The sequence below is a fragment of the Seohaeicola sp. genome (genome assembly GCF_048006315.1).
Classification (GTDB): Bacteria; Pseudomonadota; Alphaproteobacteria; order Rhodobacterales; family Rhodobacteraceae; genus Seohaeicola.
This window is the reverse complement of sequence record NZ_CP180350.1, coordinates 268,008-281,627: the sequence shown is the minus strand read 5'-3', so window position 1 is coordinate 281,627 and position 13,620 is coordinate 268,008. Positions and strand designations below refer to the sequence as shown.

The window sequence follows — 13,620 nt, the reverse complement described above, 5'->3', positions numbered from 1 at the left end:
ATGTATGATGTCGAAACGATCCGCGCCGATTTCCCGATCCTATCCCGGCAGGTGAACGGCAAGCCGCTGGTCTATCTGGACAACGGCGCCTCGGCGCAGAAACCACGCGTGGTGATCGACGCGATCACGCAGGCCTATTCCCATGAATATGCGAATGTTCACAGGGGCTTGCATTACCTTTCGAACCTTGCGACCGACAATTACGAAAGGGTGCGCGGGATCGTGGCACGCTTTCTGGGGGCCGGGTCCGAGGATGAGATCATCTTCAACTCGGGCACGACCGAAGGCATCAACATGGTCGCCTATGGCTGGGCCATGCCCCGCATGGAGGCGGGTGACGAGATCATCCTGTCCATCATGGAGCATCACGCCAATATCGTGCCATGGCATTTCCTGCGCGAACGGCAGGGTGTGGTGATCAAATGGGTCGATGTGGATGCCACCGGCGCGCTGGACCCCGCCAAGGTGCTGGACGCGATCACCCCCCGCACCAAGCTGATCGCGGTCACCCATGTGTCCAACGTTCTGGGCACGGTCGTGGACGTCAAGACGATCTGCGAGGGGGCGCGCGCCAAGGGCGTGCCCGTTCTGGTCGATGGAAGCCAGGCAGCCGTGCACATGCCCGTCGACGTGCAGGATATCGGCTGCGATTTCTACGCCGTGACCGGCCACAAGCTTTACGGCCCCTCGGGCAGCGGTGCGATCTATGTCCGCAAGGCTCGCATGGCCGAGATGCGCCCCTTCATCGGTGGCGGCGACATGATCCGCGAGGTCACCCGCGATACCGTCACCTACAACGATCCGCCGATGAAATTCGAGGCCGGCACGCCCGGCATTGTCCAGACGATCGGCCTGGGCGTGGCGCTGGACTACATGATGGGGCTGGGGATGGAGAATATCGCCGCCCATGAGCGCGACTTGCGCGACTATGCGCGCGCGCGCCTGGACGGCCTCAATTGGGTCAGTGTCCAGGGCACCACGCCCGACAAGGCCGCGATCTTTTCCTTCACGATGGATGGGGCCGCGCATGCCCATGACATCTCGACCATCCTCGACAAGAAGGGTGTGGCGGTAAGGGCCGGTCAGCATTGCGCGGGGCCGCTGATGACCCATATGGGCGTGAACGCGACCTGCCGGGCTTCTTTCGGACTTTACAACACGAAGGCCGAGGTCGATGTGCTGATCGACGCGCTGGAACTGGCGCACGAGCTTTTCGCCTGATCCACGACCTGCGCGCGCCCCAAATACCGGTTGCGGGCGCGCGTTCTTTGTCCTATTCCACCCGCAGATGCACCCGTAGCTCAGCTGGATAGAGCGCTGCCCTCCGAAGGCAGAGGCCAGAGGTTCGAATCCTCTCGGGTGCGCCATCTCCCCCCCCCGAAACCTGTTTCCTGTCTGAATTCACCGTGCCTGCAGGATGCTGGCGCGGTTGCAATCTTTGCCCGCTGCGTCGCGCCGTCAGGCCGGGGACGGGGAGGGCGGCAAAATCACGGGGCCGTGATGGTATCGGCGGGTTGACAGGGGCGGTGACCCGTCCCTATCGTAACCGCACTGCGAAATCTAATTCCGCAATTTCCGAGGAGGCCGCAAAAGCGCGGCAGGGAGCGGCGGACCCGTGTGTTTCGTTCGATAAAAAAGGGAGGACTTCATGAAACCGATTCTCGCTGCGGTCGCGGCTGTCACCATGTCAGCCGGAATGGCCAGCGCCCAGGGCATCGACCTGCCCAAGCAGCTGTCCTGGACCGCCTACGACACCGGCTCGGCCGGCTATAACCAGGCCGTCGCCATCGGTGCGGCCCTGCAGGATGCCGCCGGCATCAACCTGCGCGTGCTGCCGGGCAAGAACGACGTGTCGCGCACCGAACCGCTGCGCCAGGGTCGCGTCGACTTCTCGGCGACCGGTGTGGGCGGCAGCTTCATGGCGCAGGAAGGCGCCTTCGATTTCGGCGCCGAAAACTGGGGCCCGCAGCCGATCCGCGTGCTGCTGGCCAACAATGGCGGCGCGATCAACCTGGCCGTGGGTGTGGCTGGCGACGAGGGCATCCAGACCTTTGCCGATCTGAAGGGCAAGCGCGTGGCCTATATCGTGGGCGCACCCGCACTGAACGTGAACACCGAAGCATACCTGGCCTATGGCGGCCTGACCTGGGATGATGTGACCCGCGTCGAATTCGGCGGTTTCGGCGCCAGCTGGACCGGCCTGATCGAAGACCAGGTCGATGCGGCCTTTGCCTCGACCAACTCGGGCAAGGCCTATGAGGCCGCAGCCGGCCCGCGCGGCCTGTTCTGGCCGCCGATCGATCCCGCCAACACCGAAGGCCTGGCCGCGATGCAGAAGATCGCGCCCTTCTTCGCGCCGAACCTGGCGACCGTTGGCGCCAATATCGACGGCACGCCCGGTTACCAGGGTGCGGGCTATCCCTATCCGGTGCTGATCGCGACGGATTCCACCGCCGAGGACATGGCCTACAACATGACCAAGGCCATGGTCGAGCTGTTCCCCGCCTATGACGGCAAGGCACCGGGCATCGGTGGCTGGTCGATCGACAAGCAGGACATGGAATGGGTCGTGCCCTACCATGAAGGGGCGATCCGCTTCTTCAAGGAAAAGGGTCTGTGGACCGATGCCGCACAGGCGCACAACGACCGCCTGATCGAGCGTCAGGGCGTGCTCAAGGCCGCATGGGATGCGCTGAAGGCCGAAGCGCCCGCCGAGTGGGACGCCACATGGGCCGAAGCACGCCGCAAGGCACTGGCCGACAACGGCTTTGACGTCGTGTTCTAAGAAGGGTCTGTAACCCTTTCGCCCGGCCGGAGGATCTTCGGCCGGGCGTCTTGACGATGTGACCCCATTTCCACGCGGCGCCCGAGCTGCGGCCGCCCCGGGGCGCATCGCGCGCACCACGGTGCTGCGTGATCCTGACAAGACCCCCGACAAGACCAAGGACAAGCCATGAGCAGTGCGAAACCTTCCGCCGAAGCAACGAAACCCGCGTTCGAGGAGGTCGCCATCGACGGCTCGACCCCGGCGGAACGGATTGGCGGGCTGGCGCGCTGGGTGGTGATCACGGGAACACTGGCGGGCCTCGTGCTTGTGGTGCACCAGCTCTTCAACCTGAAATTCATGGGGATCGTGCTGATCGACGGGCGCTATCTCTATATTCTGGGCGGGCTTTTCCTGGCGCTCAGTTTCCTGATCTTCCAGATGCGCGGCGGCAAGGGCGGACAGCCCACGATCCTGGACTGGATCCTGTTTGCCCTGTCACTGGGATGTACCGCCTACCTGGGACAGACCGCGCAGATGAACCTCTCGCAGGGCTGGGAATATGCCGCCCCGATCGAGGCGCAATACGTGGCGGTCCTGTTCTTCTTCCTCATCCTCGAGGCGACGCGCCGCGCGGGCGGTCTGGTCTTGTTCCTGATCGTGACGCTTTTCGCCTTCTATCCGACTTTCGCGGGCCACATGCCCGATCCCTTCACCGGATTTCAGAGCACCTTCATGCAGACGGTGCCCTATCACATCTTTTCGGCCGAAAGCAGCTTCGGCATCCCGATGAAAGCCTTCGGCGGCGTGGTGATCGGCTTCATCCTCTTCGGCGCGGTGCTGCAACGCACGGGCGGGGGGCAGTTCTTCAACGATCTGGCGCTGGGGCTGGTCGGCGGGTATCGCGGCGGGGCGGCCAAGGTGTCGATCTTTGCCAGCGGTTTCATGGGCTCGATGTCGGGCTCTGTCATCTCGAACGTGCTGACCACGGGGGCGGTGTCGATCCCCGCGATGCGCAAGACCGGATTTTCGGCCAAGACCGCCGCCGCGACCGAGGCCTGCGCCTCGACCGGGGGCGTGCTGATGCCGCCGATCATGGGGGCCACGGCCTTCGTGATGGCCTCGTTCCTGTCGCGCCCCTATGTCGACATCGCGCTGGCCGCTGCCATCCCGAGCATCCTGTTTTACTGGGGCCTTTTCACCCAGATCGATGCCTATTCCGCCCGGCGCGGCCTGCGTGGCCTGCCCAAGCCCGATCTGCCGGTGCTGCGCGACGTGATGAAGGAAGGCTGGCCCTATATCTTCGTCTTCGCGCTGTTGCTGTTCATGATGATCGTGATGCGCCGCGAAACTTCGGCCCCGTTCTATGCAACGGTGCTGCTGCTGGTGGTGAACCAGTTCCGCTCCAGCCACAGGCTGGATCTGCAGAAACTGACCAACATGATCGTCGGCGTCGGCATGGGCCTTGCCGAACTGACCGCGATCCTTCTGGGCGTGGGCCTGATCGTCGGCTCGTTCTCGGCCACGGGTCTTGCGGGCACGCTGGTGAACGAACTGGTCTTCATCGCGGGCGACAACACGCTGGTTCTGGTGCTGATGGGCGCGATCACGGCCTTCATCTTCGGCATGGGGATGACCGTGACCGCCTGCTACATCTTCCTTGCGGTCGTGCTGGCCCCCGCGCTTGAGGCGGGCGGCCTGAACCAGTTGGCGGTGCATCTGTTCATCCTCTACTGGGGCATGGTCAGCTTCATCACCCCGCCCGTGGCGCTGGGGGCTTTCGCAGCCTCGACCATGGCGGGATCGAACCCGATCGCCACCGGCTTCGAGGCGATGCGCCTGGGCGGCGTGATCTACATCATGCCCTTCTTCTTCGTGCTGAACCCCGCGCTTGTCGGTCAGGCCCCGGCATGGGAGGTGGCGGTCGCGCTGTCCTGCGCCATGGTGGGCGTGCTGATGATCTCGGCCTCGTTGCAGGGCTATGTCAGCCTGGTCGGGCCGATCCGGGGGGCGATGGCGCTGCCGCTCAGGGTGATGCTGTTCATCGGCGGCGTGCTGATCGCCAAGCCCAAGACGGACCTGCTGGCGCTCAGCTACGGGGCATCCTTCCTGCTGGGCCTGGCGATCTGTGCCTTGCCGCTATGGGTCGCCTGGCGCGCACGGCTTGCAGAGCCGCGCACAGCCTGACACGATCGCGGCAACAAAGACCCTCCGCAGAACCGGAAGACCCAGATGATCACGATCAACCCGCCCTCATCCGGCACCCCGCCGACGCGCAGCATCGTTGAAGCGATCCGTGACAATGCCCGCGCCCATCCTGACAAGCTGGCGCTGGTCTGTGGCCAGACCCGGCTGACATGGGGCGCCTTCGATGCGCAGATGAACCGTGTCGCGAACCTGCTTCTGGGGCAGGGGATGCAGAAGGGCGACCGCATCGCGATCCTGTCGCCCAATTCGGCCGATTACGCGGTGCTGTTCATGGGCATCCTGCGCGCGGGCGGCTGCGTCACGCCGCTATCCACGATGGCTTCGGGCGAGGCTTTGCAGAAGATGCTGGCCGATTGCAGCGCGCGCGCGGTTTTCGTAGCACGGCAATACCTTGATCTGGTGGCGGATTTCCTGGGCGACATGGAGATCGAGCGCTACGCGATGGATTTCGCCGCCCCCGGATACACCTGCATGGCGCAGGCACTGGAGGCATCAGCCACGACCGACCCAATGGTGCCGATCGATCTGAGGGATGCCTTCAACCTGATCTATTCCTCGGGCACCACGGGCACGCCAAAGGGCATCCTGCATGATCACTGGATGCGCGCCGCACAGATGGACCGGGTCACGCCCAATGGCTATGACGACAACGCGCGCACGCTGATTTCCACGCCGCTCTATTCCAACACCACGATCGTGTCCTTTGTCCCCACGCTCTTTGGGGGATCGACCGTCTACCTGATGCCCAAGTTCGACGCGCGCGAATATCTCGGCATCGTGCAGGCGGAACGCATCACCCACACCATGCTGGTGCCCGTGCAATACAAGCGCATCATGGATGTGCCGGATTTCGATGCCTTCGACCTGTCCTCGATGCGGGTGAAATTCTCGACCTCGGCGCCGCTGCGCGCGGATGTGAAGGCCGATGTACTGGCGCGTTTTCCGGGCAAGCTGATGGAATACTATGGGCTGACCGAAGGCGGCGGCGTCACCGTTCTGGTCGCGGATGAACATCCCGACAAGCTGCATACCGTGGGCAAGCTGGCCCCGGGCAACGATATCCGCCTGATCGACACCGAAGGCCGCGAGGTGCCGCAAGGCCAGGTCGGCGAGATCTGCGGGCGCGGTCCCACGATGATGGCGGGCTATTTCGGCCGCGATGACCTGACCCGCGACTACATCTGGCGGAACGAAACCGGAGAGGTCTATTTCCGCTCGGGCGACATGGGCCATTTCGATGCAGACGGGTTCCTTGTCCTGTCCGACCGCAAGAAGGACATGATCATCTCGGGCGGGTTGAACATCTATGCCAATGACCTGGAACTGGTGCTTCTGGCCGATCCCGATGTGACCGATGCCGCCGTGATCGGCGTCCCATCCGAGCAATGGGGCGAGACGCCTTACGGGCTTGTGGTGCTGCGCAACGGCGCCACACGCAGCCTTGAGCAGATCCGCACCGAGGCCAACGCGAAGCTGGGCAAAAGCCAGCGCCTGTCCGGGCTGGAAGCGCGGGACGAGTTGCCGCGCTCGACCATCGGAAAGATCCTGAAACGTGAATTGCGCGCGCCCTATTGGGCCGAGGCGCCAAGCTGATCCGAAAGGCACGACATGACCGACAAGACAGACCCCGCCGTGAACGGCGCCGAAAGCCTTGTACACACGCTGCTGGCCGCTGGCGTGGACACCTGCTTTTCCAACCCCGGCACATCCGAGATGCATTTCGTGGCAGCCCTTGACCATATCCCCGGCATGCGTTCGGTCCTGACCCTGCAGGAGGGTGTCGCGACAGGTGCCGCCGATGGCTATTACCGCATGGCCGGCAAGGCCGCCTGTACGCTGCTGCATCTGGGGCCGGGTCTGGCCAATGGCCTGTCGAACCTGCACAACGCCAAGAAGGCGGGCTCGGGCGTGCTCAACATCATCGGGGAACATGCCGAAACCCATATCACGCTGGATGCGCCCCTGACCTCGGACATTCAGGGCATCGCACGACCTGTATCCCATTGGGTCCATACATCGACGGATGTCGCCAGCCTGGGCCGGGATGCGGCGCAGGCCGTGCAGGCGGCCAATACCGCGCCGGGGCAGGTGGCCGCGCTGATCCTGCCCAGCGATACGGCCTGGACCGAAGGGGGCGTGGTGGCCGCACCGCTGCCCGCCACGCCGCGTCCTGATTTCGACCGCAGCCAGCTGGAGGCGGCGATTGCCGCGCTGCAGGGCCCCGACAGCCTGCTGCTGCTGGGCGGCGGCGCGCTGACCGAAGCCAATCTGGAACTGGCCGGACGCATCAGCGCGGCGACTGGTTGCGCGTTGCTGTCGGAATGGGCCAATGCGCGGATGGAACGCGGGGCAGGGCGCGTCAGTGTCGCGCGCGTGCCCTATCCGATCGATCAGGCGCTGCACGTGCTGGCCCCCTTCAAGCGCATCGTGCTGCTGGGCGCGCGTGCCCCCATCGGCTTTTTCGCCTATCCCGGCAAACCTGCGGTGCTGACAGCGGAAGGCGCACAGATCATCACGCTGGCTGAAACCGGAAGCGATCTGGCAGGCGCACTGGACGCCATATGCGAGGCGGCGGGCGCAAGCGAAACAACCCCCGCCCATGTGGCCGAGGCAAGCCTGCCGGACCTGCCCACGGGCAGCCTGAACCCCGACACCATCGCCGCGGTGCTGGGGCGGGCAATCCCGCAGGATGCCGTCATCGTGGACGAATCCGTGACCACCGGGCGCGGGTTCTTCAAGGCGACGCAGGGCGCACCGCGCCACACCTGGCTGAACAACTGCGGCGGATCGATCGGCTATGGCCTGCCCGTGGCCATCGGGGCGGCGATTGCCGGGCCGGGGCGAAAGATCATGGCGCTGACCGGCGACGGATCGGCCATGTACACGCTGCAGGCCCTCTGGACCATGGCGCGGGAAAATCTGGATATCACCATCGTGATCTTCGCCAATCGCAGCTACCGCATCCTGCGGGGCGAATTGACGAATGTCGGCGTCGGCAATCCCGGCCCGCGTGCCATCGACATGCTGTCGCTGGACCGACCAAACCTGGACTGGGTGCAGATGGCGCGCGGCATGGGCGTCGAGGCCGAAGCGGTAACCGATTGCGCGGGGCTGGACGCCGCCTTGCAGACGGGTCTGGCCAGTGACGGCCCCTACCTGATCGAGGCGATCTTCTGATCCGGTTGCCGGATCAGTAGCTTTCCGCACCGATCAACCGGTCTATGGGCGCATAATCGTCGGTCAGAACGATGGGCGCGCGCAGCGACTTGATCTGTTCCACCGCCTCGGCGGGGATGCGTCCGAAGGTGATGGGCGAGGGCGACATGCCCCGCAGCAAATCCGTGTCGGTAGGGCTGAACCCCGCGGCGATGATATTGATCATCCGTTCGCCCGGTTCGGGGCGACGCGCCTCGGTCCAGACCTCGACATGGGGGAAAACCTGCTCGAGCGTATGGACCAGCGACATCAGCGCGATCATGCGATCGGCGTGGTCGATCACGTTCATCAGGTAGACGCCATCCTCGGTCAGGTGATCGCGCACCAGTTCAAAGAATTCCCGTGTCACCAGATGCGCGGGCACGGCGATATCGGTAAAGGCGTCGCCGATGATCACATCATAACGGCTGCCGTCGGTGCGCAGCGCGGTGCGGGCATCCTGGTTCAGGATGCGCGTCCCGGCAGGATCGAACCAGAAATCGCGGATCGCCACCTCGGTCACGGTCGGGTCGATCTCGGCCACCGTGACGGCGGGGCGCGGATCCATCGTGGACCATTTGCGCGGAACGGTGAAGGTGCCGCCCCCGATGAAGAACGCCGAGAAATCGGTGCCGCCCATCCGCTCTTGTGCCAGCAGGTCCAGCAGGGCGGCGTGATCGTAGAAGATGACGCCCGGCAGGTCGCGCGCCGAGACGCCATGCACCAGATGGTCCAGCACCATCATGCGGACGGGGCTGTCCGGATCGGCCGAGACATCTTCGACCCGGATGCAGAAGTAATCGCTTTCCTCGGTACAGGGCGAGGGCTGCGCCACCGTGGCTCCGGCCAGCAGCAAACCCACAAGCGTGGCAAGACCCGCCACCAGCATCCCCGACGGATCGCCCGCGCGCCGCGCCAGCCACAGCAACAACAGCGCCGCGACAAGATAGCAGACCGTCACCAAGGCCAGCGTGCCCACGGACCCGAGCCAGGCCACGAAGACGAACCCGGCCAGAAGCGTGCCCGCAATCGCGCCGATCGCGCCCGAGGCGAACATCGCCCCCAGCGCGCGCCCCGATTGTTCAGGCGCCGCCGCGACCGAGATCTGCGCCAGCACGGGCGCCGGAATGCCGGCAAAGAACGACGGCAGGAAGAACGCGATCATGCAAAGCGCGACAATGGCGCCGATCGGGTTCGAGATATGCGGCAGAAGGATATCCGCGCCGCTGCGCAGAACGAACACGGCCAGCGCCGTGGTCAGGCCCGCCCCCAGCATGGACCAGCCCGTCCACAAAAGCGCGCGCGGGGCCGGCATCTCGGCGATTCGGCCACCCGCCCAATGCCCTGCGGAAAACCCGGCCAGCACCACCGCGATGATCGAGGTCCATGTATAAAGTGACATGCCCACATAAGGCGCCAGCATCCGGCCTGCCACGATCTCGACCACCAGCGAGGCGGCCGAGACGGCAGCCTGCAGAACCACAAGAAGCGCAACGCTGGGCAGGACCGAAGGACGATCTTCCATCATGGTCAATGGCATGTGCAGGTTTCTCCGAGGGATGCGATGCTTGAATCCAGTTGCGACAAAAGCGGCGGTCCTGCAAGCCGTAATCTGGCACCAACCATTCAAAAACCCGCAAGTGTGAAACTGCGGGCGCAAAGTGGATTGACGATGGCGGAAAAGCGGCCGTGACGCGGGGCGTCAGCGGCCCCAGCTGCGGATCGGGCCGCAATCCATATGCACGAAATTCGAACGCGAATAGCTGCCCACGCCCCCGGCGCGGCATGCGGCGGCGGCGCGTGCCATCTGCCCGACCGAGCGGGACGCCAGACGCAGGTCAGCCGCCTGACCCTGCAGATGCAGAGAGTTGCGCGCCACACCCGACGAATTGGAGCGCAGCATCGCGTTGGTCTTGGGGCTGCGATAGCCCGACAGCAGAAGGTAGGGTTCGTTCACATCCAGCAGGTTATGCGCAGCGGCCATGATGTCGATGGTGCGCAGATCCATGTTCTTGATGTCGTTGGTCCGCCAGTCGCGCATGAAATGGTTGATCTCGGCCACGGCGTCCTTGATGTATTCACCTTCGACCCAATAGATCGTGTCCAGCCTTTCGCCGGTCCGCCCGGAATACATCTTGATACGCCGGATATCACCGCTGCGGCGCAGGAAGCCTGCTGCACTGGAGTAGGTCGGAGCCGCTGTCAGAGCCGTTGCCGCGAAAACACCAAGAAGGCTGCGCCGCGAAATGCTCGAGGAGGTGTCGTCAGTCATGGTACGCGTCTGTCCCGTCGCTTGCCTGTGGTCCCGTGATGTTACACGGGGGTTCTGCCATCCATCCCCAGATGATGCGTAATCTATGGCAGATAAGGAATCATGAACCAACCCGTGAATTCGCAGTTTTTCCACTCGCAAGCCCTTTTCGGCAAAAACTCGCCAATCGGGGCCCGGCGGCACGGATTCCCGGCCAAGCGATGCAAGCGTGCACCACCCCACGATCTGCGATGCCCCATGACAAAATGTGAGTGGACAAATTCCACGGCTGTTTTCACATGGGAATACAAGGTTTTGACATTTACAGAGTGAGGAACGCAATGTCTGGCGTCGCCGCAGCCCCGAACACCGCAATGACCGATCGCCCCCGCCGGGGGCGACTGGCAGTCGTGATGCTGTCACTTGCGGTCGCAACGGCGGCGAATCTGGCTCAGGTCCCGGCTCTGCAGGCCCAATCGCTGACACCCGAACAGGTCCAATCCCTGGCGCAGGCCCGCGAAGAGACGCGGATCGACATGTTCCGGCAGGCCGTGGCCGAAGCCGCGTCGAAGGATGCGGCCATCGCGACCTTCTACCAGACCAACGGCTATACCCCGATCTGGACCGGCGACTCGGATGCCGATACCGCCCGTCGGCGCGCCCTAATGATGGCCATCGCCGAGGCGCCCGCTCATGGATCGCCCGCCGCGCGCTATGACGGCCCGGCCCTGATGGAGGCGATGCGCAAGGCACGCACCCCGCGCGAACTGGGCCTTCTGGAAGTCGAACTGTCGCGCAGCCTGTTGCGGATCGCCCGCGATCTGCATTCCGGCATCCTTGTTCCCGCCGAGGTTGACCGCGGCATCGTGCGCAAGGTGACCTACCAGGATCGCTTCTCGGTGCTGAATGCCTTTTCGACCAGCAATCCTGCCACGTTCTTCCGCGCGCTTGCGCCGGCCACGGCCGAGTACAACCGGCTGATGAAGGAAAAGATGCGCCTCGAGGCGCTGATGGCTGTGGGCGGATGGGGGCCGACGGTCGGGGCAAAGGCGCTCAAGCCCGGCGAAAGCGGTCCCGATGTGATCGCGCTGCGCAACCGGCTGGTCGCGATGGGCTATCTCGACCGCAGCGCCAGCGTGACATATGACGGCACCATCCAGGCGGCCGTGCAGACCTTTCAGGTCGATCACGGCCTGACCGCCGATGGCGTGGCCGGAGCAAGCACCCTGTCCGAGCTGAACATTCCCGTGGAGGACCGTCTGAAATCCGTGATCGTCGCGATGGAGCGCGAGCGCTGGTTGGGCGCCGAGCGGGGCAAGCGGCACATCCTGGTCAACCTGACCGATTTCCAGTCCAAGATCATCGACGATGACAAGATCACCTTTCAGACCCGGTCGGTGATCGGTGCGGTCGATCCGGCCAAGCGCACGCCGGAATTCTCGGACCTGATGACCTATCTCGAGATCAACCCGGACTGGACCGTGCCCACGGGAATCATCCAGCGCGATTACCTGCCGGCGCTGCAACGCAACCCCAATGCGCTGTCGCATCTGCAGGTGACCGATGCCCGTGGCCGGGTCATCCCGCGCGGCAACATCGACTTCTCGCGCTATACGGCGCGCACCTTTCCCTACAACCTGCGCCAGCCGCCCAGCCGGTCCAACGCACTGGGGACGGTCAAGTTCATGTTCCCCAACCCCTATGCGATCTATCTGCACGACACCCCGGACAAGAGCCTTTTTTCACGCGAAAGCCGGGCCTATTCCAATGGCTGCGTGCGCCTGAACGATCCGCATGACTTTGCCTATGCCCTGCTGGCGCGGCAGGAGGCCGACCCCAAGACCTTCTTCGACCGGATCCTGGATTCCGGCACGCAGACCCGTGTCAACCTGGTCGAACCCGTGCCGGTGCACCTGATCTACCGCACCGCCTTCACCAATCCGAAGGGGCGGACGAATTTCCGCCGCGATGTTTACGAACGTGACACAAAGATATGGGAAGCGCTGGAACGGGCAGGGGTGGAACTGCGCGCGGTTCAGGGGTAAATCTGCCCCGTCAGGAACGGGGGGCAGCATGGCCTATACGGTAAAGGAAATCGCGGCGGCCCTTGGGGCCGAGGCCTTTGGTGCGGTCGACCTGCGCGTGCAGGCCGTGGCCGAACCGGGCACGGCGGGACCGGATGACCTGGCGCTGGCGATGTCACCCAAATATGCCGAATCTCTGCCCCAGGGCCGGGCCCGCGCCGCAATGCTCTGGGCCGGGGCCGATTGGCAGGCGATGGGGCTTGAGGCGGCGATCGTCGCACCGCGCCCGCGCTATGCCTTGTCCGGTCTCAGCGCGATGATGGACAAGGGCGAGGGGTTTGGCGACGGCGTCCATCCCTCGGCCGTGATCGACCCCACCGCCGAGATCGGCGAGGGGGTCAGCGTGGGCGCCCTTGCGGTGATCGGGCCGCGCGCCCGGATCGGGGCGGGCGTGGTGATCGGGCCGCAATGCTATATCGGCGCTGATGTGACTCTGGGCGAAGGTGCCTTTCTGCGCGAGGGCGTGCGCCTCGGGGCGCGCGTGACCATCGGCACGCGCTTCTTTGCACATCCGGGCGCGGTCGTGGGCGCTGACGGCTTTTCCTTCGTCACACCCGAACCCTCTGGCGTGGAAAAGGCCCGCGCCACCCTTGGCGATCAGGGCACGGTCGCGGCGCAATCCTGGGCGCGCATTCATTCACTGGGCAGCGTGACCATCGGCGATGATGTGGAACTGGGCGCCAACAGCTGCATCGACCGGGGCACGGTGCGCGACACGCGTATCGGCGACCGGGTGAAATTCGACAACCTTGTGCATATCGGGCATAACGTGGTCATCGGGAATGACTGCCTGATCTGCGGGCAGGTGGGCATCGCGGGATCGACACAGGTGGGCAACAACGTCGTGCTGGCGGGGCAGACCGGTGTGGGCGACAACCTCTTCATCGGCGACAACGTGATCACCGGTGGTGCGACCAAGGTCATGTCCAACGTGCCGGCAGGCCGGGTGATGCTGGGCTATCCGGCCGTCAAGATGGACAGCCACATCGAAAGCTACAAGGCGCTGCGCCGTCTGCCGCGCCTCTTCCGCGATGTCGCGGCGATCCAGAAAGCTGTTTTCAAGTCGGACAAGAGTGACTAAATCGGCACCGCAATATCAGACCGGCCGCGCGTCGGCC

At 64.5% G+C, this 13,620-nt stretch carries 9 protein-coding genes and 1 tRNA gene; 8 read left to right on the top strand and 2 right to left on the bottom strand.

The window, feature by feature from the left end; translation table 11 throughout:
- The 6 genes from ACMUJL_RS01510 to ACMUJL_RS01485 all read left to right on the top strand — a co-directional run bounded on the left by ACMUJL_RS01510 (window position 1) and on the right by ACMUJL_RS01485 (window position 8,149).
- Window positions 1-1,221: a cysteine desulfurase gene (locus tag ACMUJL_RS01510; RefSeq protein ID WP_068295183.1), complete on the top strand. Its 1,221-nt coding sequence runs from the start codon at window positions 1-3 to the stop codon at window positions 1,219-1,221.
- Window positions 1,222-1,290: 69 nt separating this feature from the next.
- Window positions 1,291-1,367 (top strand) — tRNA-Arg (locus tag ACMUJL_RS01505).
- Window positions 1,368-1,648: 281 nt separating this feature from the next.
- Window positions 1,649-2,785 (top strand): TAXI family TRAP transporter solute-binding subunit, encoded by a 1,137-nt coding sequence (locus ACMUJL_RS01500; RefSeq protein ID WP_068295184.1) that lies wholly within the window; start codon window positions 1,649-1,651, stop codon window positions 2,783-2,785.
- A gap of 168 nt (window positions 2,786-2,953) precedes the next feature.
- Window positions 2,954-4,951 carry a TRAP transporter permease gene (locus tag ACMUJL_RS01495; protein ID WP_375570959.1) on the top strand — a complete coding sequence of 666 codons (1,998 nt, stop codon included), beginning with the start codon at window positions 2,954-2,956 and terminating at the stop codon, window positions 4,949-4,951.
- Between the two features lie 45 nt (window positions 4,952-4,996).
- The gene (locus tag ACMUJL_RS01490) at window positions 4,997-6,565 is read left to right on the top strand and encodes a class I adenylate-forming enzyme family protein (RefSeq protein ID WP_375570961.1); all 1,569 of its coding nucleotides are present in this window, start codon (window positions 4,997-4,999) and stop codon (window positions 6,563-6,565) included.
- A 15-nt stretch (window positions 6,566-6,580) separates the two neighbouring features.
- Window positions 6,581-8,149: an acetolactate synthase large subunit gene (locus ACMUJL_RS01485; protein ID WP_375570963.1), complete on the top strand. Its 1,569-nt coding sequence runs from the start codon at window positions 6,581-6,583 to the stop codon at window positions 8,147-8,149.
- A gap of 13 nt (window positions 8,150-8,162) precedes the next feature.
- Here the strand turns inward: ACMUJL_RS01485 and ACMUJL_RS01480 are convergent, their stop codons facing one another.
- Together ACMUJL_RS01480 and ACMUJL_RS01475 are read right to left on the bottom strand one after the other, a co-directional pair.
- On the bottom strand, window positions 8,163-9,695 hold the full coding sequence (locus ACMUJL_RS01480) for a fused MFS/spermidine synthase (protein WP_416914089.1): 1,533 nt from the start codon (window positions 9,693-9,695) through the stop codon (window positions 8,163-8,165).
- 174 nt (window positions 9,696-9,869) lie between these two features.
- Window positions 9,870-10,439 carry a YcbK family protein gene (locus tag ACMUJL_RS01475; RefSeq protein ID WP_068295204.1) on the bottom strand — a complete coding sequence of 190 codons (570 nt, stop codon included), beginning with the start codon at window positions 10,437-10,439 and terminating at the stop codon, window positions 9,870-9,872.
- Window positions 10,440-10,759: 320 nt separating this feature from the next.
- On the opposite strand from ACMUJL_RS01475, the gene ACMUJL_RS01470 reads away from it, so the two are divergent.
- Together ACMUJL_RS01470 and lpxD are read left to right on the top strand one after the other, a co-directional pair.
- Window positions 10,760-12,463, top strand: a complete 1,704-nt coding sequence (locus tag ACMUJL_RS01470; RefSeq protein ID WP_416914088.1) for a L,D-transpeptidase family protein — start codon at window positions 10,760-10,762, stop codon at window positions 12,461-12,463.
- A gap of 28 nt (window positions 12,464-12,491) precedes the next feature.
- Window positions 12,492-13,583 carry a UDP-3-O-(3-hydroxymyristoyl)glucosamine N-acyltransferase gene (lpxD, locus tag ACMUJL_RS01465; protein WP_375570970.1) on the top strand — a complete coding sequence of 364 codons (1,092 nt, stop codon included), beginning with the start codon at window positions 12,492-12,494 and terminating at the stop codon, window positions 13,581-13,583.
- Window positions 13,584-13,620 lie beyond the last annotated feature (37 nt).

Bases quoted from the DNA above. Each gene is read 5' to 3' on its own strand.
- ACMUJL_RS01495 (WP_375570959.1), top strand. From the start codon at position 2,954: ATGAGCAGTGCGAAACCTTCCGCCGAAGCAACGAAACCCGCGTTCGAG.
- ACMUJL_RS01490 (WP_375570961.1), top strand. From the start codon at position 4,997: ATGATCACGATCAACCCGCCCTCATCCGGCACCCCGCCGACGCGCAGC.
- ACMUJL_RS01470 (WP_416914088.1), top strand. From the start codon at position 10,760: ATGTCTGGCGTCGCCGCAGCCCCGAACACCGCAATGACCGATCGCCCC.
- ACMUJL_RS01485 (WP_375570963.1), top strand. From the start codon at position 6,581: ATGACCGACAAGACAGACCCCGCCGTGAACGGCGCCGAAAGCCTTGTA.
- ACMUJL_RS01475 (WP_068295204.1), bottom strand. From the start codon at position 10,439: ATGACTGACGACACCTCCTCGAGCATTTCGCGGCGCAGCCTTCTTGGT.
- ACMUJL_RS01480 (WP_416914089.1), bottom strand. From the start codon at position 9,695: ATGATGGAAGATCGTCCTTCGGTCCTGCCCAGCGTTGCGCTTCTTGTG.
- ACMUJL_RS01510 (WP_068295183.1), top strand. From the start codon at position 1: ATGTATGATGTCGAAACGATCCGCGCCGATTTCCCGATCCTATCCCGG.
- lpxD (WP_375570970.1), top strand. From the start codon at position 12,492: ATGGCCTATACGGTAAAGGAAATCGCGGCGGCCCTTGGGGCCGAGGCC.
- ACMUJL_RS01500 (WP_068295184.1), top strand. From the start codon at position 1,649: ATGAAACCGATTCTCGCTGCGGTCGCGGCTGTCACCATGTCAGCCGGA.